Source organism: Aquimarina sp. AD10 (assembly GCF_003443715.1).
Taxonomy (GTDB): domain Bacteria; phylum Bacteroidota; class Bacteroidia; order Flavobacteriales; family Flavobacteriaceae; genus Aquimarina; species Aquimarina aggregata.
The window spans coordinates 3,276,885-3,298,529 of sequence record NZ_CP031965.1 but is presented as its reverse complement, the minus strand read 5'-3'; the positions used below and the strand labels follow the sequence as shown (position 1 = coordinate 3,298,529).

The window sequence follows — 21,645 nt, the reverse complement described above, 5'->3', positions numbered from 1 at the left end:
TTTAGTTTATAGAAAATGTAAAAGTAGTACTTACAGCACTTTCATTATTTGCTTGATCAGAAGCTTTTAAGAACCAATAATAGGTCTTGTTAGCTTCTAGAGTGATTTCTTCTGGAGAGGTTGCCTCTTTCTCTATTACAAGTTGTGTTAAGGCCTCATCTTCATAGATAAAAATAGTATCTATCTCTTCAGAACCAGCTACTGCGGCTCTTGTCCATGTAAAACTCACTGCAGTACCTGTTATTGTAGCATTATTTGCTGGGGCAGTAGCTGTAGGAACATTTGGATTCATAGTATCTATGGTAAGCGATCTTGTAGTATACAATGTGTTTTGAGTCGCATTCTCTGCACGTACTTGCCATCTTGTAGCACCCTCGGGAAATGTTAAGGTCACCGATGTTGTACTTGGTGTTTCTTCTTGTAGTACTTCATCACTGGCATTAAGCAATTGTACTCTATACGAATCTGCTCCTTCTACTACTTGCCACTGCATCGTAATTTCTGGCTCATTAGTAAAAATTTGATTTGCTGGGGATACTAATAACACTTGTCTAGAAGAGAAATCGGTAGGTTCTGCTACTGTAAATCCTGCTGCTACATATGGGGTAGCTGTTCCAGAGTTTTGTGCACGCACTCGCCACTCATAGGTGTTTTTGACTAAGTTTACACTAAATTGTGTTCCCGTTACAACTGTATCTTCTACAATCTGGGCTGCGTTTTCAAAATTAGGACGAGCAATTTGCAAACGATATCCAGTTGCTTGATCTACAGCATCCCAATTAAAGTTTATCGCTGTAGCTTCTATTTGCGCGCCATCTTTTGGCGCAATGATCGTAATGGTTTCTTCGGCAAGATCTTTTTCTATAAAAGCTTCTTCACAACCTGATGATAGTATTGTGATACTTAATAGCGTATATATAATGTGCTTTTTCATAGTACTATTTAAAATCTCATTTATGAAATTATAGCTTAAAATAATCCATTTTTTCTTTTGCTTTACCAACATCACGATAGGTGCTTTTTGGACATGATGAAGTTTCATCTACAATATCCGATAACACTATTTTTCGTTTGCCATTGGCACCCCAACAAAAATACGATAGTTGGTATGCAAAAACTGTTGCTGATCCAAAATCTATAGTTTTATAAGACTTGCCATCGCGAACCAAAGAAAGTTGGTATTGTTTGTATTTGGTATTGACTAAAAAGACAGCTTCTGCAGCTGTAATTTCTTTAACTTGCTGATTAGGTAATGCTAGCGAAACGGCAGATACAATACCTGCATCTTTTTGATTTTTTACGTATTGAATGGTTTGCTCATTTTCTTCTTTTTGTAATGCTGAAAGTAAGCTTACTCTATCTAATAGCTCTAGGGTAATAAATATGGGTTTTGTTTTAACAGAATCAATATAGGTAATGCCCTGTTTATTATCTTTTGCAATTTGAGTATATGTCTTAAACGTAGTTTTATCAAAAGTGGTTGCAGTCACCCCGACTCGAATAGGCTTAGCATAGGTTGGTAAAGCAGTTTCTTTAAAATCAGAATGTAGTATTGTACCTTGCTGCATCCCAATCACTCCTAATGCAACAAGAGTCGAGGTGGCAGTGCGCATTGCCGATTTATTTACTTTAATACTATGACATGATGTAATAGTAATTAATACTGCTAGCAGTACCATGTATTTTTTGTAGCTCATTGGTTTCAATACAATTAACGGCCAAAGATAATAGAAGCATGCTAATTATCCCAGTAGGGCGTTGTTTATTATTAGTGTCTTTTGGGTATAAAATGTTACCCTAAAAAAGATTTTAAAAAGTTGAAAATATGTTGGGAAGACATGAGCAAGGTACAAAATTATACAGATATCATGCGGTTTGTTTTTTATAGTGTAACCACTAAAGCAAATGCATTTATAAGGATTGCTTTACTTTAGCAGTTCTTAATCTATACCAAACGATCAATGTCTATAGAATTTACAAAAACTATCATCGAAGTTATATCAGCAATCCTAATCCTGATTGCCTTTGAATTACTAAACCGAAAACACCTAAAAGGATATTCGTTTATGGCTATAGGTCAATTATTGGCGGCAATCATATGTGTTATGACCTCGTTATGGTTTCTTGCATTTATGCATGCAATTAATTGTTTATTGATGGTGCGTGGTTATCTAAAATGGAAAACCAATAATGAGTAAAGTAACCTGAAATGTGCGAAAGTGTTCTCTAGTTTTTTTTAAAAAGATAATTAATTATGTTAATAACTACTTACTCATACTTAGCGCAAAATTCATTTCGGGAGTATTATTAGATCGAAAAGATAGGATGTTCTCTGTAGAAGCTTGATTTTTAAACTCAAAATAGATAGGGTCCTGTTCTATCATTTCCAATAATAGTTTTTTTGCTTCAAATTTCTTTTTTCGAGTATACCCTTCTGAATATCCCATTAAAGCTGCGATTTCTCTCATGCTTTTCCCTTCAAAAAAAAGAGTTAGCACCCTTTTGTTAGATTCATCTAGTTTTAGAAAATGTTTTTGATATAGATTCTGTTGTTCTTTATTAATTATATTGTTTAAAAGAGAATCATTAATAGAGTGATCTTGAATTTCTATAAGTTCAGTGTTTAAAACAAGTTTCTTTTTTTTACGTAGTCGATTCCTCCATAGATTTTTACAAACTCCTAAAAAATAAGTTAATACAGTACATCTAATCTCTAAGGATCCTTTTTGTAATTTTTGATAAATAAGTAATAGTGCATCCTGAAATACATCTTCAACATCTTCTTCACATCCTGAATTTTGAATAACATAACTTCTGACATAAGGAATGTTTTGTTGATAGAAATCTGTTAGAATTAATTCATCTCCCTTTGAGATACCTTCTATTATCATAGCATTTTTGTCATTTTTCATATAGAAGTATTTATAACCGTTAACAATTTTGTTGTTTTAATGAGTTCAAACATTAATAAAAGCAGTGGTGTAAAAAACAGATCATTTATAATCCTAGAAAATTTATTTTTAGGCTGCTATAGTTTCTTAAAGTAGCTCTTTCTTTTCCCTGACATTTATTTCGATTTTGGTTGCAATTTAGTCCAATATATAGCTCAAACACAAATGATATTAACCTGTTTTCCCCGAATACGGGTTTAAGAACTTAATTAGCATTTTATTTTAAAAAACTGTAATTCAAGATGTTGTATGGTTGTTAATAGTGGTTGAATACTTTTATGATCTCTTTAAGGAGTTTTATAATTATGTATATTAATAATGTATGTATGGTTAACTAAAATAGAAAACGAATAATGGTTAAAGTGACTTGAAACGTGTAAAAGTGTTCTCTAGTTTTATCTTTTGGAGCGTTTATGTTTATATTCACTCATACTTGGTGTGGAAAATAAGTCCATGCTATCTAATCTACGCTATCTGGTTGTTTTTGGGTCATAACTGCTCAATTTTAGGCTTCATAAGCTTAACTTTGAATTTACCTATGTGAGTGATGGACCTTTTTGACCTTCTGTTAGGCCATTTTGACGAAAATTTGAGTATGATGAGTCTAAAATTGAGATAAGAAAACCAAAATTTCAACACATCTTCTTAAAAATTAGACGTTGACTCTTGAATGTTGAGCCGATCGAGTCAAAAATTGTATCGCTTGCCTTAAACCGAAGGCCTTTTTGGCCCATCAGATGGTCTTTTGAGTTAAACATTCCGTATTTGATACCAATAATGCGATAACGTGGATTTGCAATCCGTGTTTTCTATTCTAAAATATATTTAAAACTATGATTTTTAATACTATTTCTAAAATAACAATATAAAAGCCGCAACTTTTTATTGTTACGGCTTTACTTACTCATACTGGCACGGATTGCAAATCCGTGCTGTCGAGGTTACTCATACTGACACGAAAAACATTTCTGCACTATCATATCCGAGCTATCCAGTTATTATGTTCTTACTCGTACCTCTCACTCATTACGCCACTAGAAAGGATTCTAGCGGTAGCGATCACTCTAGCGGCAGCAGGGGCTCTAACGGCACTCGAAAGGACTCGAGCGCGAGCGGGGGATTCAGGCGTGTATTATTCATCAAGTAGGGTAATCTTCTCCAGTAATTGACTTATATAGATCATTTAAATCTATTTCTTCTTCAGAAATGTAATCTTTACTACCTATTAGAACAGATTCAATCTCATCGGAATAACCTCTTTCTTTTGAGGCTCTTGCTATTTTAATTCCTAAAGTTTCTGTTTCTAAGCCAGATTCATTTACGATTACATTAGGATCACTTTCTTGGATAATTTTTTTTATCGCTTTGTATGATTCGGATATAATATTAATATCTTTATAGATTAATTCTTGTGCGTCTTTAAAGAATTCAAAAAATCTAACAGATTTAAAATCTTCATTAAAGTTAATCATCAAGTCTAAATCTTCAATATAAATTCTTGGATATTTTTTATTTATTACCTCTAAAATATCTTCTTTAAAGTTTAATTTTATACTGTTCTTTATAGTATTATAATCATCTTCAAAATTAAATTCACCTACTTTTATGAATGGAACTATTAACATATTTATTTTATTTATATAGAATTATTGCGCCTGTTGACTTAATTTAGGAATTACTTCATTAACATAATGCTCTCTAGCCTGTTTTAAACCTTCATCATATTTGTTTCCAAATTGTTTGCGTATTGCGGCAGCATTTAAATCAAAAGCTTCTAGGAATTTCCCATCACCTAATAATTTACCTTCGAGATTTCTAAACGCTTTAGCTGCTTTACTACTTCCTGTTGTTATAAATGCTCTATGATCTGCTTTTTTCATAATATGAGCACTACCAATATATTTAGAAACGTTAAATCCAGCTAAATCATATGACTTTGTTGTAGGAATGTGATTTTTCTCTGTTATATTTTTACCGGTTTTTGTATCTTTAATATTATCAAATCGTCCATAAGCTCCACCCGAATCAGTTAAACTTTTTGCTTCATCAACATTTTTAGCAACAGTTTGTGTAGCCTCCGCTGCTTCATCACCATTTTTAGCAATGATCGATGCAACATCTAAGGCTTCATCACCAAATTTAAGCCATTTTGTAACAGGAAGCGAGGATGCTATTTCTAATGCAACACCTCCTGCACCTATTTCTCCAGATTCTACACCTTGGACTGTTCTTAAAGCACTTACACCGGGATGAAAATCTGCAATAAAATTACCTAGTTTCTCACCACCTTCATTAATTGCAGGACCTACAGTTCGCTCCAAATATCCGAAAAAATTATCTAAGAACTTTGGTAGTTCTGGTTCACAACAGTTAGGAGCCATACCATCAGGATCATAGAACAATATAGGACTATTGTAACTATATACATATGGACTCCATTCTGTAAACTGGTCGGCTAATGGATCAATGCCCCACCAGGTAACTCCAAATGGATCATATTGCCTAGCACCGTAATCATAGATACCCAGTGCCAGTTCTTCTACTAGTTCTTTGTTACTAAACTTAAAACGTAACGCAGGGTTGGTACTACCAATCAATGTATTATATCCTTGGTGCTTTCCGCCGAATGGATAGTAATTGTTTTCTTCTAGTATTTCCTGGTTATTGTCACCATCCCCGTCAACATCTAAATTATTTCGGACTACATCTATTTTTCCATCCCCATCACGGTCTGAATATGATAACCTCACGTTTTCTACATTATCTTTAAATTGGTACACAAAGTTGAATGTACCGTCATTTTCTGGCTCTATATATCCTTCTGGATGTGTAATAGATTTTAACACACTATTTTCATAGATATAGTTACCACTATAATCTGTAGTAACAGTATTACCATTATTGGTAACGGTTTTTTGTAACTTATTGGCGTTGGCATCATATACATACTGTATATTCCCATTGACAGATCTTTGCTCTACAACAGTACTGGCCGCAATAGTTTGTGGGAGATTCAGGTGATTGTATGTGATACTTGATACCCCTTTATTACGATCAACAATCCTGTTTCCATTCAAGTCATACTCATAATCAACTTCCGAGTTATTACCGTCCCTAAAACCATGGGTTTTATTTCCTATGTCATTAACAGCGATTTGTTTATTACCATTGTCATAGGTAAAGGATAGCACATCCAGATTTGTATAGTTGCTACTATTCTGCCAACCATTTCGAGTAATGGATAAGATACCACCGTTTTTGTTATAGGTAATATTTGATACATCATATCGATTATTACTGCTATTGGCATCTAATAGTCTACCCAATGCATCAAACTGGTATGTATTCCATCGTAGTATATTATCACTTGCTGTTCTCCATTCTGTTTCTGATATATCCCCATTGTACAATGCAGTTGCTCCATATGCGGGTCGTCCGTATGATAATTTAAAAACAAATAAATCATTACCTAAATTGTTAGGGTCGTTGATCTGTGTTGTCCAACCTCGTATATTACGTTTGTAATCTACTGTTTGCAGGCCACCACCCACGGTTTTGGATTCTAGTTGCCCAAGTTCATCGTAACTACTCTCCACAATGGTCTCTTCTTGCCCACCTATATTCTGAACTTGCTTTAAAGCCCTGCTCATATGATCGTAGGTGAAGGTATCTTCCGCAACAATAGGAGTATTATTACCTTTTATATGGGTTGTCCTTGTTTTTATAGGTTTCCCTACAAAGTCCAATTTGGTTTCTACAATATCACTAGTGTTAAGGTAGCTATTTTGTGTAGCAATATAGATCGGTCGCCCCTTGCTATCGTAATACGTTGCACTAGTAACCCAATGGACTGTACCTAAAACTTTGACCTTGTTCCCTGTCGCTAAGGATTTGGTGCGATTATCAATAGTCTGTCCAAATACTACATTGGGATTGTTAAAGAATGAATCTTCACTGGCTAAAAACCCAAAATCATCAAAGTAATTCACAGTAAGCACTTCGGCATTTTGTGCGTTCGGGTAACTACCATCATTATAATACATCTTAACGCCACCAATCATGAGAGCACTACTACGTTCTACCCAAAGTGCACCAGTATAGGCATTGACTTCATTCTGTATAGTTTTGCGATCTCTGCTATCTGTAAGCTTACCAGTATAGGCAACCCTACCTATTGCGTCATACTTTGTAAATAACCAATAATTATTTGATTTCATATTAGCGTCTTGGGTCATTACGACTTGATTCAGCCGATTGTATATGATATACTCCCAACCTTTGCCTGGTATTTTCTTTTCGATTAAACGATTTCTATAGTCATATTTGTATTGATAGCATAGTTCGGAAAGTTCGGTATCTGATACTCCATCAGTAGCACTTAAAGTTACTTTTGGAGGGATCACATAGGTCAAATTGCCAAAATCATCATAGACATAGTAGGTGTCATGAGCGATATTATTATTATACGTTCTTTTTAAGACTACACGCCCTTGTTTATCTTTATATTCTTTGGTAGTGTGATTGTTACCCGATGTCCAATTCTCATCTTTGGTAGTGGTGATATAGAGTTGATTAATACTATAATACCCATACTTTGTTAGTGTAGGGGCCTCTCGGTTTTCTGTAGGAAAACTCACTTTAAAATAAATCACTTCATTAACAACATTACTATTCCTATCAAATTTAATAGTATGATCTGCATCACTACCAGAGTCAGCTTTCCAGTCTTTACCTGGTGCGCCTCGCTCTAATACTCGATTTAAAGGTGAAGGCTCATAAATACTTTGAGAATTGGCATTGACCTCATAAAGTGCCATACCTGTAAAATCATCTGGATATTTATTTTGATAATAACGATTAATATCATATCCGACATTAACTTCTTTATAGCTTCCTACAGTTTCAGAAGATACATAAGGTAAATATTCTTTGTCTAGTCTTCCATATTTATCATACTTGATGTGTGTTACGATATCCTGTAAATCGGGAGAGGCACGCATACCTATTTGTTGTTTTGGCCTACCCAATCCATCAAAATAAGTAATATTATCGATCACATCACTATTGTTTGATATTGAGGAAGCAGATGTCATTGCTTCTTGATACACTCTAGTAAAGACATAATTTTCCGAATTACTTAAGTTTATTGGTAAATAGGCATTCGGAGCAATAACTGCAGAAAAGTTACTCCCTGATTTGATCCAGGAATTGGGTTTTAAAGTGATACTTTGTGTTGCTATAAGTGGAGGCTCATTTCCTGTGACGGTATAATCTCCCTGTTTTACAATGTTGGCTTGAGTTTGAGCTTGCACAGCAATACCTACAAAAAGTAAGGCAACCGTGATATATTTTGCTATTTTTCTCATGGTCTTGATTAGTTTTTGTAGTTATACTTGTTTTCTGATACTAAATGCCCATTTTGATCTTTTACAAACTCTAGGCGATTTAATTTGTCATAATGATAAGTCATGTTATAGCCACGTGGGTCGGTCATACTTGTTATACCAATCAATGGTTTATAAGTATAGGTAGTAATCATAGCATTGGGTAAATTAGTTCGTAAGGTATTTTCTTGAGTAGTTGACAAACCATTTACTCCAGTATGAAAATTAGCCCCAAACCCAGATAAAGCTTCTACCTGTGCGCGGGACGCATTTTCTATTTTGGCAACTGGATATTGTTGATTGTACCCCCAAATGTAAGATACTGGTGTCCCATCTTTTGGAGTTACCTGTATAAGATTGCCATTTTGATCATAGGTTAAGTCAACTCCAGTATTATCATATTTATATCCAGATATTGCATTGTACCAGTCTAAGTTATCTCCATGATAACTTTCATTGTACTCATCAATTAATGCTGTTCCTGTATTGTTAGGTATAGTGCTAATTTCTAGATTCAATATTTCTATAGGCTTGTATAGGTTACTTGGATTTGAAGAGGCAGATATCTTATCGTATATATTTAGCCTGCCGCCCAATAATTTTGGTACGGTAGCTTCTAGCTCCCAGAACTGTTCTTCAATAGGTACTATTATGTTAGCATCAAACAGGTCATCTGTGCTAATTGAAGAATTCGGGCCAAAACCTGCATTTTCATATTCAAATGAATATTTAATCTTTTTTATTTGGGTACCACCTTGACTATCTACCGTAGAAATTTTATTGGGTATAGAGTAACCAGGTATGTATTTATAAGCAGTTGTTGTAGATATGGGGTTTTCCCCTGCCTGATCATAATCTTTATTAGATCTGCTGGCTAATCTATATATATCGTTTGAAATATCTGAAACAAAATGAATATAAAAAAGATTCCCAGCGTATGTATGCATATCTATCTGATATAGCTTGGGCTGATCAACTTTTTGATACTCATAATTTTGTTGTTTAATAAGTACTGGAATCGAAGTATCAGGATTCTTTTTAAATGTTAGTGTCTCTTTTGGCATTTTCCATAAAGTTGATGTAATTGAATTACCCATATATGGCCATGCATAAGAATTCCTGTTTGTAAGTCCATCGGTACCAGCTCCACTATAATTTCCTGCTGGGTTAGCATCAAGTACTATATTACCATTTACATATTTATATGTAGCTTTAGCAACGTAGTAACCTCTTAGGTCATACCCCTTTGTATGATCTAAAGCATTAAATTTATGTAGCGTAAATCCGTTACCATCTTCTTCTACTCGTACTTCTTTATATCCTAAATCTGTATGGTTTGCGAATTTTGAGTTACGATAGAATACAGCTTCACGCAAAAAAGTATATGTTTGTAAACAGACGTCTGCTAAATATTCACTGCCTGCATTACCAAATTTTTCTGTATAACACAAACCTATATTAGCCGAGTTAATAGGGTCTCTATATGTTTTATTACTTGGTACGCCTGGTTCATGCCAAGAATTAAGAGTTTCATGAAGAGTATAATACGTTACTTGAGAATTTATAGCCTCTGCCCGTATGATGAGTTGATCAGGCATTTGTCCGCTACTTTTATTTGTAGCATTGCCATTTTCATCATGTACCTTGTAGCTATAATCTATATCTTTTAAAACTTCATCGTCTGTATCTATTAATTTTTGATTGGCTATTCGGATACCTTTTACAGGTATCTCAGCATCAATAAATCCATTTGGAACTTTGATATCTATTGACATTTTTCCAAATAAATTATCACTATTTGTAGGGGATGGTGTTTTTATTATTGCTCGATATGTGCCAGCAGGTAGATTAATCTTTAAATCTTGGTATAAAGAACCTCCGATAGTAATGGATTGTGTTCCATTAGCGGTGTATGTTGGAGGTAAATAAACAATATTAGGATCTCCTCCGTGTAAAACCTGATCTATTTCATCAGGATCCCCCTCACCATCAAAGCTAAATAAAAATATGGGCACATTTGGATTGTTAACGTTAACTATAGAAATTTGATGTTCTTGAGCTTCAGAAGCCACGGTACCCCATCCAGTAGTCGTTAAATTGACTCTATACTGCAATGTTGCATCGATACTTATTGTTTTAGATTGATCTAATGTAAATTGTAATGTTTCTTGATTAGATGCTTGGTTATTTGAGTTTCTCCAATGAGTAGCCGCCCAATCTAATTTTAAGCTTAATAAATCAGTATTAGTTATCGTTTTATGATAACCATTAAGTTCGTATGAAAATTCGTTTAGGCCTCCTGTTGGAAAAGTAATTCTTTTCAACGACCCATATTGCGCTTCTGGAAAAGAGGGGACTTTGGTTTTCTTAGGATCTCCATACCATTTGAACGAAGGATGTGCTGGATATTCAGCTCCATATTTGCTATAATACCCCCAATAATCAGACTGAAAAGAAAATCGATCTGGCAGATCATTAATATTATAATAATCAAAGGAATATGGTGCTTTAGATGCAGTGCCATCTCCTGAGAATTCTTGAATACCAAACAAATAAATACGATTTTTACGTGAGCCTGAAGCAATGTTAAAATCGAAATACTTAATAGGTTGGGTATCTTGCGCATTTTTAAAAATTGAAATTTTGCTTAGAGCAAAATTATTTTCGTTCACATTAGTGTTCACATATTTTTGTAAATCGTCCCTATAAGTTGTAGCTTCAAAAGTAACTTTGCTAGTTGCAATATTATTTTTATATAAAATAATGCTTTCTAATTTCTTACTTTGGTATGAAACACCATCATGAAAAGTGATATCCCTAATTTGTGATGTATTTTGTGTAGGCGCCAGAGTATTTTGCATTTTCAGCAACAATTGCCGCTGTCTTGGGACAGCATCATTAATACTTTCATTATAATAAGTAAATTCAATACGTTCATTTACCGTTGCAGATGTAATACTTGTTAAATACCATGCGACAACAGGTTGAGGCCCCATTGAATTTCCTTCGGAATCATCATATGGATTTAAAGAGTATTCTTTGTCAGAAAACAAATATATTGTTCCGTTTTGATCTATGATTTTTATTTCATTTTCTGTGAAAGAAAATTTCCAGTTTTGATATTCCTTCAAATAGTAAATACTAAGATCATCATTTAACGCAAATTGACCTGAATACCCTGGAAAATTATAATTATAAATATCACTTCCCCAGTCTAAAAAGCCAGAATCTTCTGCATGATTATATGGCAAAGGATTTTCCCGCTCTGGATGATATTGAATCCTGTTGATTTGATTAGCGCCATCTGGAGATCCTACAATTTTTCTAGTGATTACACCACCTCCTTGTAAACTCCAACCCATACCTGTATACTCAGAAAGTTGTTCTATTTTAACTCCTGGGCGGTATGATAAATTAATTGACGTAGAGATAGAACTGCCACTTAAATTCCAAATTGGTACAGTAATATTTGGTGTGCCATTTGCTAAACTAACAGGAGAGGCTCCGTAACTTCCTAAAGAGGATGCTGTTGGAGATGCGTGAACGGTTTGGTCTTGAAAATTTGTTAGATCAAATTGAGTATCTTGTGCGATCAATTGTGAAACATAAATAAATACAATTAAAAACTTTATTTTTTTCATTTGCTTCATTTTTAATGATTGTATGTCTTTTGTCTTCATGATTTTATCAATTTTTCTAACGATATTATTTTTTCTGATAATTTTTGCATCTCTATTTTTTCGCTCTTGAGATTTTGTATTTCAGCTTCTTGATCTTTTAATCGTTTTTCTTGATCAATAGTGTAGAGGGTAAGCTCTTCAATTTTTTCTAAGAGTTTCATATTCATTATACCCAATTCTACTCCGTTCTTTTCCATTTCTTTTGCAGAAGGAATGTTAGGTAAATGCCCATTGTCTTTGATGTGTTGTTGTACTTCTGCTATAGATAGAAGGTTATACTCTTTTTTGAATACATAATCCGGTGCAGGAACGCTTAAATCTATTTTTACTTCTTCGGCATGTATTTTTCCTTTTACCGTGAGTTTTGAATCTGGGGCGGTAGTGCCAATGCCTACGTTTCCAGACGATCTTAATACTAGATTGTTTTTCCACTCCCAGGCATTTCCTTGACTATTTAAAGCTCTGGTTTGTAGATGCATTCTTCCACTTGCATTTGCATTTCTTGTGTTATCTGGTGTAACCAGTATTCTACCTTGTTGCCATAGGTTACTTCCATTTGTATTTGCAGGTATGACAAAACCTAAAGAGGCTCCTTTTGAAGTCGTTCTGTCATTACTTTTACCTTCAATAATAAGGTTTGCATCTATATTTTGTGTAGAAGATAATGATGTAACAGAGGAAGAAATATGAAGAGAAGCTTTAGGACTGGTATTACCAATACCAACTTTTCCTATAGCATCAACTATAAACCTATCTCCGCTTCCACCAACTTGAAATATTCCATCGGTCCTCATGACACCTGTATTGTGATAAAAATTCTTATTACCATAAGTACGTATCCATGAATCATCTTTCATGTAAAAACCACCTCCATAATCTTGAAAAAATAACCCTTTCTGACCTTTTATTCGCATCCACCCATTATCGATATAGGTTTCTCCATTTATATGTAGTTTTCCTAAGGGACTTTTTGTTCCAATTCCTACATTTCCTTCATCTGAAAGCATCATTACATCAACATATTTATGACCAATTTCCTCATTATGTACACGTAAGAAATACCCTCCTCCATAAATTTTACTTGGAGAATTATCTGCAATAATTCGGTCATTTAAATCATGCCCAAAACGTATGCTAGAATGATTGCTATATAAATTATCTATTGCTGTAGTTCCATTAACATGAAACTTTGCTGATGGAGCGGTTGTGCCTATACCTACATTACCATCTGGCAGTTCTGTGATTTGAGCTTGTACTGTAATAAAATTTAAACAGACAATAATTAATATGGTTATTTTTTTCATTATTTAATCTTTAGTTTGTAGTAAAAGTGTTAGTTTCTCCTCTAAATCTTTGATGCGTTGTTCTTGATCAATAGTATAGAGCGTAAGTTCTTCTATTTTTTCTAGGAGTTTCATATTCATGATTCCTAATTCAACACCATTTTTTTCCATTTCTGTTGCAGAAGGAATGTTAGGTAAATGCCCTTTGATAGCAATATGTTGTTGTACTTCTGCAATAGTTAGAAGATGGTACTCTTTTTTGAACACATAATCAGGAGCAGGAACGCTTAGATCTATTTTTACCTCTTCGGCATGTATTTTTCCTTTTACAGTAAGTTTTGAGTCTGGGGCGGTAGTTCCGATTCCTAAATTACCGTTATTAGCCAAACGCATAAATTCGGTAAGTTGATGTTGCTCATCAGAATCGTGATTATTATGATTTCTGTATAACCATCTAAATCCGTAGTTTGATCCTTCAAAGACACCTTTAGAAGTATATTTGTTAGTACCTTTGTAATGATCTTTGGTATCTTCATTATTTCTAGAGGCATTAAAACCTATGTATCCAGCCCATTTGTTTGAACTACCTCCCCAATTAGTTTGGTATGTCCAATCGGCAGTTAATACACCAGAAGTACCAAATCTGGCTTGACCTTCTGTATGAAATTTTGCCAAAGGATTAGCAGTTCCAATACCAATATTACCTTTATGATCTATCGACATAGCTGTTTTAGAGCCAGTAGCATAGGAATCTGTTGTAGAAAAATACATCTTTGTACCGTAGTTACCATCACTTCTAACATAGATACCTGCTTGAGCATTTTTATTAGATGTATCAGAAGCGCCAAATGTTATAGCATTTCCAAAATGATTGCTGGTATTGTTAGGGTCTAAATGTATTGTACCTGTTGATAATCCTTGAGTTATTTCGTCCCAATTACTAGACCTTCCAGAAATTTGGAGTTTTGCTTTAGGATTATTAGTTCCAATACCAAAGTTTCCATTTGGTAAAATACTTATGAGGTTTCCTTGTTCATTTATAAAATTAAACCCTCGAACGGTAGAGTTGTTTTTAAAGTTTATTCCATCATCATTTATTCCGATATTTAAAGAGTATCCACTAGTATTAGTGCCCGTTAAAAATTTAATTCCTTGACCTCCTTTTTTTAATTCAAGAGTAGAAGATGGAGTCATTGTTCCAACACCAACATTACCCGAAGAAGGAAAAGTGTTTTGGGCACTTACATGAATTGAAATTGATACAAATAATATAAAAAGTGATTTTTTCATGACAGTTTTCTTATTTACTCTTTAATAAAAGGGTTAATTTTTCCTCTAAATCTTTGATGCGTTCTTCTTGACTATGTAATTGTTTTTCTTGATTAATGGTGTAGAGGGTAAGCTCTTCTATTTTTTCTAAGAGTTTCATATTCATGATTCCTAATTCTACTCCATTTTTTCCCATTTCTTTTGCAGAAGGAATATTAGGTAAATGCCCATTGTCTTTGATGTGTTGTTGTACTTCTTCAATAGTTAGAAGATGGTACTCTTTTTTGAATACATAATCAGGAGCAGGAATACTTAGATCAACTTTTACTTCTTTGGTATGGATATTACCGTTTACTGTGAGTTTGGCGTCAGGGGTGGTAGTTCCTATACCAACATTACCATATCGGGTAATTCTCATACTTTCGTATATAGGACCTGGCCCATCTGTTCCTCTAGTAAAAAATGCTAACCCTACATAATCTAAGTCAGTATGTTCTCTGGTAGCTGCTATAGCAGCTCTTCGCCTTTCTCCGGTCTTCCATGTAATTCCTCCGAAGAAACCACCATTTCCGGGGTCATTCGAAATCAATGAAATATGATCCTGGTCTTCCGCATTCATATTTGTATTGAAGGCAGTTGAATTAAAGATTTCTAATTTTTGTTTGGGGTTAGTAGTGCCAACACCGATATTACCATTTTCATTAATGAAAAAAGCACTAACCTTATTCGGACCAACTCTAAAATTAGCGCCTTTATAAACATTAAATTTCATACCATCCCAAATACCTTCACTATCTATATTTAAATAATTGTTGTAGATCGTGTGATTCCAGTCTGTCCACGAATGAGAAAAACCTAACCTTCCTCTATTAGCGGATATAATTCCGTTGGATTTTACTTGGAGATTGCCATTTATTTGTTCGTCTTGAGCATTAACAAGGGGTAGGCAGCCCACTAGAGCTAATAAAAGAAATAAATTTTTCATAAAAGAAGAATTTGTGTTTAGTATTTGTATATACTTTATGTTAGAAGTGTGTAAAATGTTACCTTGAATTGTAAGTGTTTTAACGAAGCTATTGTGAAGCATCACTTTTTTAGTAATTAAATTATTGTTGTATTCATTCCGGGGGAGGTAGGAATATAAGGGTGCAAATGTATAAAAATTGAGATTTTTTTACAGTTTAAACTTAGGATTGTTGCTAATTTATTAATTGAGTCGTTGCAATAGGATAGTACACTGTAAATATGTCTTTCTTGTTCTAAAGTTTTTCTTCTTTTCAAAATTCACTTGTACCACATTTCCGAAGCTATATTTTTGCTCAAGAGCATAAACAACATTAATCAATGATTTGTAATCTCCTTGCAATGTAAAATTATAGGTTGTGGTCATTTTTTGAGATGTCTCATCCCTAAAAATATGAGGTTCTTCAAAAGCAATAATCGAAAATCCAGAATCGGTAGATAGTGAATTAAGCGTTTTAAGAATGTTATTCTGTAAAGAACTGCCTTCTACATTGTTTTTTTGTAAAATCTCATTTAACTGTTTTTCTTTATTGGCAAGTGCTGCTAATTGAGCGGGAGCAGATTGATACGCTTGTTTTTGACTTTCAAGTTTACTTACTTCTTCGCTCACAGAAAATGTTTTGGCAAAACCAAAGTGGTACGCAAAAAATAATACCAGTAATAATCCGGCAATTAGAAGAATATTTTTATTTCGCTGTGTCATGAATCAGATTAATCATTATTTCAAAACTTGATATATTTTTTTTATCAATACCATATTTAATGATGGTTACTGTATCTACAAAATCTAAACTTTCTATGGTGTTTATCCATGTGGTAAAGTCCGCTTTGTCGATCGAATTACCGGCAACCGAAATCATATTTTTAGTAATGGCAATAGGTTTGTCACTGCGTATAGTTTTGGATATAGGTTGATAAACAAACGAGTTTAGTATAACCGTTGTGGGTTGTGATTTAATAATTTGATCGATATATAACGAACTTTTAGAGAACCCTGTATTTAATATGCTTTTTACAATAGCTTCTTTGGTATCAACCGATTCTTGTTGATTTTTGATACTTTCGTTTTGTGTAGTATAAACCTGAATTTCACCTTGTAACTCTTGCCACTTTTTGTATTTAGTATTAAAAACAAAAAAGTTGATTAACAAACTGATCAATAAAAATCCAATTCCAAATTGCAAGGTTTTTTTAAAAAATTGTGATTCTTTATATTCATTTGCTATGCTTTGATTTTTTATTTCAATAGAACCAGTAGTATTGATCTGATGCAAAAAATAATTTAAAGCTATCGCTAACGGAAGGGTATAGGTGTAATCTAATGTAAGTCCCTCTATAGTGTATATATTTTCAGTAGTATTTCCCTTAGGGAGCATGGCTGAAATTTCGCCATTGTCGACTTTAATTATTGCCGAATTGCTTGAAATTTCATCACTATCGATATGCGAGGATAATGCTGCCATTTTTAAATTACCCAAGGATATTTCGGTGATTTCTATTTTGGCTTTTTGGTATTGTTGTATAATACTATCGATATGTTGTTTTCTGCAAACAGCTACAAATGATTTTGTACTGGTCTTTAGGATTTGATAATAAAAATCATCAAGGTTTAAGTTAGGAAAAGCTTCTGATAAAATCTCATTATCTGTTCCAACACTCGATAATTCTTTGGTTAGAATTTGAGTATCTGTTATTGCCAAACTCGCTTTGCCTAAATTTTTTATAGTACTAGATAATTGACCTATACTAGTTACAATAAAACGGTTAACGATATCGAGTTCGCCTTTTTTAAGTGCTAATTCTAGACCGAGAATATGGTAATTGCCATCTCTCTGAGAATGTTCTATGGCAAGAAGGTTTTTTCTAACAGGATTATATGATGCAATTTTTTGTAACATTAGTAAAACACAGTGGGTTTTATGATTACGTTTAATCTTCTTTTAGAATCTTCTCGGGTTCTTTTACTAAATAACCACTTAATAATTGGGATACGAGCAAGTAAAGGTACTCCAGATCCAGAATCATTTTTAACTTTTTGTTCGATACCTCCTAGAATTGCCACGTCATTGGCTTGCATGCGCATGATAGACGAAAAGCGTCTGCTGTTAATGTCTGGCGGTGCATTTTCTGCGATTCGTTCACCACTAAAATTAGATTGTATCACTTGTATGTCTAATGTAATTTGTCCATCTCCAGATACAAAAGGTTTGAATTCTAACGCTAATTCTGCATCTATAGGTTGGTAGTTTACAATTTCTGAAGTTTGTGGATTTTGCGACCCAAAAATATTTTGACTAGTTACCGCATAATATGTAGTTTGGCCACTAGATAAATAGGCTTTATGACCATTAAGTGTACTTAGTTTTGGGGTAGATAATATTTTGACATTACCATTGGTTTCCATTGCTTTAATATCGAGATAGAAATTAGGAACTACATTGCCTAAATTTAGTGATCCAAAACCGTCAAATCCACCGATAATACGATTTATGGTCTGTGCACCTAAAGTTATATTTCCGTTAGGAAAAGCAACTCCTTGATCTGTTCTGGGTTCTTCGCCTAAACCAAATTCTATTCCTGTTTCAACAGTAGCAGTACGATTAACCTCCAGAATCATTACTTCTATTAAGATTAACGGAACAGGTTTGTCAATGTACTTTACGAATTTTTTAAACTTTTCGACTCTTGCTCCAGATCCACTTACTACAAAACTGTTTAGTTCTGTATCAATTTTAATATCTAAACCTTCTGTAATAGAAGCAGGGAATATGTCAGAAATAGAGCCTGCTTCTGTGTTTTGTGAAGAAGAGGAAGTATTTCTTGAAAAACCTGTATTTACTCTATTTCTAGAGGAGTTATTGTTTTGGTTTAACCCGTTGTTTCCTTGGTTTCCAAAGAAACTAGTTCCACCAGTAACAAAGTTATTGCTATTGTTGCCAAAACTATTTCCGTAGGATGTAGATGGATTGGCATCACCAAGCATTGCAATAGAACGATGCATCATCTGGACTAAATCAATTTTTTTAACAGATAATTGATTCTCAGTTCCGAAATAGTATACATTACCTTCTTTTTTGAAGGTGAAATTTGTTGCATTACTAGTGTTATTGTTAGAAGAAACGTTGTTTTGAAAACCTCGTTGTTGATTATTGTTGTTCGTATTAGTATTGTTTGATTGCGAACTAGTACTAGTTGTATTGCTGCCCGAACCACTTTCAAAAATCTTAACTAAAAGGTCGTCAAAACTGATTGCATCTGCTTTTACAGTAACTGTGCCTGCATTTTCTAAAGGAGAAGCAGTGAAAACATTTAGATTTAAATCTTCGGTAATATTGTATACTACATCGGCAATTGGTGTGTTTTTAAGATCAACAGATAATACTCTATTGATGGTGTCAACAACTTGGTAGTGAAAGTTATTTCTAGTTCTTCTAGGCCTACCAGTTCCATTTTGACCATTATTTGGTATGGACTCGAATTCATAAAACCCATCTCGTGTTTTATTAAAATCTAAATTGTTGGATTCTGCTAATTTTTGCAGAGCCACATCTACGGGGACATCACTTAAATAGAGCGTAATTGTCTTTGTGTTTAATTCTGGTGCGTACAGTAAGTTTTTACCTGAAATTTCAGTTATTTTTCTGAAAACTTTGGGTAACGGATCGTTATTAAAATCAGTTGATAAGGTCTCTAAAGAGACATCGTATGTCGCTATAATCTCTTTTTCAGCCGGAGTTACAGTAGGAGGGGTGTACTTTTTTATTGACAATATATTGCCTGTAAAATCGATATCTAATTGATACTCTTTTGCTAGAAATACCAATAAATCCTGGACATTTACCTCGTTAAATCCATTAATAACAGTAATGCTGTTTAATTCTTCTGCAATATTTATGTTGATTTTATGAACTTGAGAAATAGCTCTTAAAAAATTAAGCAGACTTGTATTCGAGATATTAATATTTACTTTTTCAGATAAACCAGGGATGTCAACACTTAATAACTGTAATTTGTTTTGAATGGTAGTTATTCTGGTGTTATTTTGGGTCTGACTTTGAAAATCTTCCTGCGCAAAAGAGAAGACTCCAAAACCTAAAATGAAATATATGAGAATTATATGTTTTTTCATGTGATATGCTAATTTTCTAAAATCAAATGGATCAATTACTTCCTAATAATGCATACACCTCTTCGGCAGAGGTGTGCCCTTCCATAACAAGACGGATTGCATTAGTTTTTAAGGTGTTAATATTGTTTTCTATTAGGTAATCATCAATTTGTAATTCGTTATGTCGTATTGTTTTTTCTAGTTCTTTAGTAATGGGTAGTATTTCATAAATGGCTTTTCTGCCTAAATACCCAGTTTGATAGCATTGATTGCAGCCCACTGCTACAAAGTGTTTTTGTAAAGTTTCAGGAATCTCAAATCCTATAGGAAAATCTTTTGTTTCCACATTTTTTTCTTTTTTGCAATGCGGGCATAATTTTCTTACCAAACGTTGTGCTATACTCATGGTTAGAGTGCTGGCCAAAAGAAATGAAGGAACATTCATGTCAATCAATCTTGAAATTGTTGCCCAAGCAGAGTTAGTATGTATCGTTGATAGTACTAAATGTCCAGTCAAAGCTGCTTTTATAGCCATATTAGCGGTTTTGTCATCTCTGATTTCACCAACCATGATAACATCTGGATCCTGGCGTAAAAATGCTCTAAGTGCTGCAGGAAAATCAAAGTCGATATCCTCACGCAATTGTACTTGATTAACACCTTCTAAAGTATATTCTATAGGGTCCTCAATCGTAAGTATGTTAGAAACTTCTTTGTTTAACTCTTTAAGAGTGGCGTATAAAGTAGTGGTCTTACCAGAACCTGTAGGACCAGATATTAAGATAATTCCTTGAGGGTTTTTTACAGCCTCTCTGTACAATGCTAATTCGGCTTTAGTAAAACCGAGATCGTCTAACTGTACTTGTTGCGTATCTCTATTAAGTAATCTTAATACTATCTTTTCTCCATAAAGAGTTGGCATTGTAGATACTCGAATGTCAAATTCCTGAGACCCTGCTTTAAAGGTAATACGGCCATCTTGAGCTAATCTTTTTTGAGAGATATCTAAACCCGATTGTATTTTAATTTGATTGACTAGTTGTGGGAATTCTTTTTTAGCAATGGTATATTGCTCTTTTAGTTTTCCATCTAAGCGAAATCGAACCCTGCAGAATTTTTCATAGGGCTCCATATGAATATCACTACTGCCAAAATCTTTTGCCGTGGCAATTAATTTTTGAAGAAAATTATCTTCGTAGTGTAATTTTTCTTGAGTAGCATTAGCCTTGCGGTAATTTAAGGTTAAATAAGACTGTAGATTATCTTGAGTTTCAGGAATTAAAACAATTTTCTGATTTAGAATGATTGAAAGTTCTTGTTGTAAGCTCTCTATATGTTCTGAATCTGTTTTAAAATGAATAGTCTCACCATCATGACTAATAGGAACGGCTCTATAATGAAAAGCCTGATTTGAGGTGATCAGTTGTTTTAGAGTAACAGGTATTTTAAAGGTATCGTTACTCATCAAATCAGGTATAAATTAATAGAATTAGTTGTCCAATTTCCTATGAAAATAAACAATAAAAAAGCCGACATATATCCAGCGAGTGGTATTGTTTTATGTAATGCCTTATTTTTTAAAACTAACCAAGTTACTAATGAAAAAATAAGAGCAGATACAAATAGGATAATAAAAGAAATCGTAGGAAAAGCTAATGCAATAGCTAGAAAAAACAACCCATCACCTAATCCGAAAACTTCTTTAAAAAATGGACGTTTTATCTTTAAAACAGTATATAAATATAGTATAGCTAGTATTGCTAAAACCAAAGTAATATTAATTGCAATAGCTGTTAAGAATTGTATTTGTTGCGTGTTTGAGTAATGTAAGTATCCAAGTAAAAGCATAAGAGTAGGAAATAGAAACCAATAAACAGTTCTACTCTTGATATCCTGATAAGTAATATATCCCAGATTAAATATAATAAGTCCTTTTAAAACTAGCAT

At 33.6% G+C, this 21,645-nt stretch carries 15 protein-coding genes; 1 reads left to right on the top strand and 14 read right to left on the bottom strand.

The genetic code is table 11. The features are described 5' to 3' along the window. Position 1: 1 nt before the first annotated feature. A complete protein-coding gene (locus D1816_RS13780) occupies positions 2–934 on the bottom strand; it encodes a hypothetical protein (RefSeq protein ID WP_147405027.1) in 933 nt (310 codons plus the stop codon). 28 nt (positions 935–962) lie between these two features. After that, entirely contained in the window at positions 963–1,697 is a 735-nt protein-coding gene (locus D1816_RS13775; protein WP_147405028.1) for a hypothetical protein, read from the bottom strand. Positions 1,698–1,961: 264 nt separating this feature from the next. Here D1816_RS13775 and D1816_RS13770 point away from each other — a divergent pair, with 264 nt between their 5' ends. Next, entirely contained in the window at positions 1,962–2,198 is a 237-nt protein-coding gene (locus D1816_RS13770) for a hypothetical protein (RefSeq protein ID WP_066313305.1), read from the top strand. 66 nt (positions 2,199–2,264) lie between these two features. Here the strand turns inward: D1816_RS13770 and D1816_RS13765 are convergent, their stop codons facing one another. The 12 genes from D1816_RS13765 to D1816_RS13710 all read right to left on the bottom strand — a co-directional run bounded on the left by D1816_RS13765 (position 2,265) and on the right by D1816_RS13710 (position 21,645). Further along, positions 2,265–2,912: an RNA polymerase sigma factor gene (locus D1816_RS13765; protein ID WP_118503524.1), complete on the bottom strand. Its 648-nt coding sequence runs from the start codon at positions 2,910–2,912 to the stop codon at positions 2,265–2,267. 1,178 nt (positions 2,913–4,090) lie between these two features. Then, positions 4,091–4,576 (bottom strand): hypothetical protein, encoded by a 486-nt coding sequence (locus tag D1816_RS13760; RefSeq protein ID WP_118503522.1) that lies wholly within the window; start codon positions 4,574–4,576, stop codon positions 4,091–4,093. Positions 4,577–4,597: 21 nt separating this feature from the next. Continuing rightward, positions 4,598–8,317: a DUF6443 domain-containing protein gene (locus tag D1816_RS13755; protein WP_118503520.1), complete on the bottom strand. Its 3,720-nt coding sequence runs from the start codon at positions 8,315–8,317 to the stop codon at positions 4,598–4,600. 8 nt (positions 8,318–8,325) lie between these two features. Further along, positions 8,326–11,976: a hypothetical protein gene (locus D1816_RS13750; RefSeq protein WP_147405029.1), complete on the bottom strand. Its 3,651-nt coding sequence runs from the start codon at positions 11,974–11,976 to the stop codon at positions 8,326–8,328. A gap of 35 nt (positions 11,977–12,011) precedes the next feature. Continuing rightward, positions 12,012–13,319 carry a shufflon system plasmid conjugative transfer pilus tip adhesin PilV gene (gene pilV / locus D1816_RS13745; protein ID WP_118503516.1) on the bottom strand — a complete coding sequence of 436 codons (1,308 nt, stop codon included), beginning with the start codon at positions 13,317–13,319 and terminating at the stop codon, positions 12,012–12,014. Between the two features lie 3 nt (positions 13,320–13,322). Beyond that, positions 13,323–14,588, bottom strand: coding sequence for a tail fiber protein (locus D1816_RS13740; RefSeq protein ID WP_118503514.1), 1,266 nt, complete (start codon positions 14,586–14,588; stop codon positions 13,323–13,325). 10 nt (positions 14,589–14,598) lie between these two features. Further along, the gene (locus tag D1816_RS13735; protein ID WP_147405030.1) at positions 14,599–15,552 is read right to left on the bottom strand and encodes a tail fiber protein; all 954 of its coding nucleotides are present in this window, start codon (positions 15,550–15,552) and stop codon (positions 14,599–14,601) included. Between the two features lie 222 nt (positions 15,553–15,774). Continuing rightward, positions 15,775–16,293, bottom strand: a complete 519-nt coding sequence (locus D1816_RS13730; protein ID WP_118503511.1) for a hypothetical protein — start codon at positions 16,291–16,293, stop codon at positions 15,775–15,777. Further along, positions 16,277–17,488, bottom strand: coding sequence for a hypothetical protein (locus tag D1816_RS13725; RefSeq protein WP_118503509.1), 1,212 nt, complete (start codon positions 17,486–17,488; stop codon positions 16,277–16,279). The genes D1816_RS13730 and D1816_RS13725 overlap by 17 nt, the downstream gene beginning before the upstream one ends. Continuing rightward, entirely contained in the window at positions 17,488–19,719 is a 2,232-nt protein-coding gene (locus D1816_RS13720; RefSeq protein ID WP_118503507.1) for a type II and III secretion system protein, read from the bottom strand. The genes D1816_RS13725 and D1816_RS13720 overlap by 1 nt, the downstream gene beginning before the upstream one ends. A 31-nt stretch (positions 19,720–19,750) precedes the next feature. After that, complete coding sequence (locus D1816_RS13715) at positions 19,751–21,163, bottom strand: GspE/PulE family protein (protein ID WP_118503505.1); 1,413 nt, start codon at positions 21,161–21,163, stop codon at positions 19,751–19,753. Continuing rightward, on the bottom strand, positions 21,163–21,645 hold the full coding sequence (locus D1816_RS13710; RefSeq protein WP_066317749.1) for a hypothetical protein: 483 nt from the start codon (positions 21,643–21,645) through the stop codon (positions 21,163–21,165). The genes D1816_RS13715 and D1816_RS13710 overlap by 1 nt, the downstream gene beginning before the upstream one ends.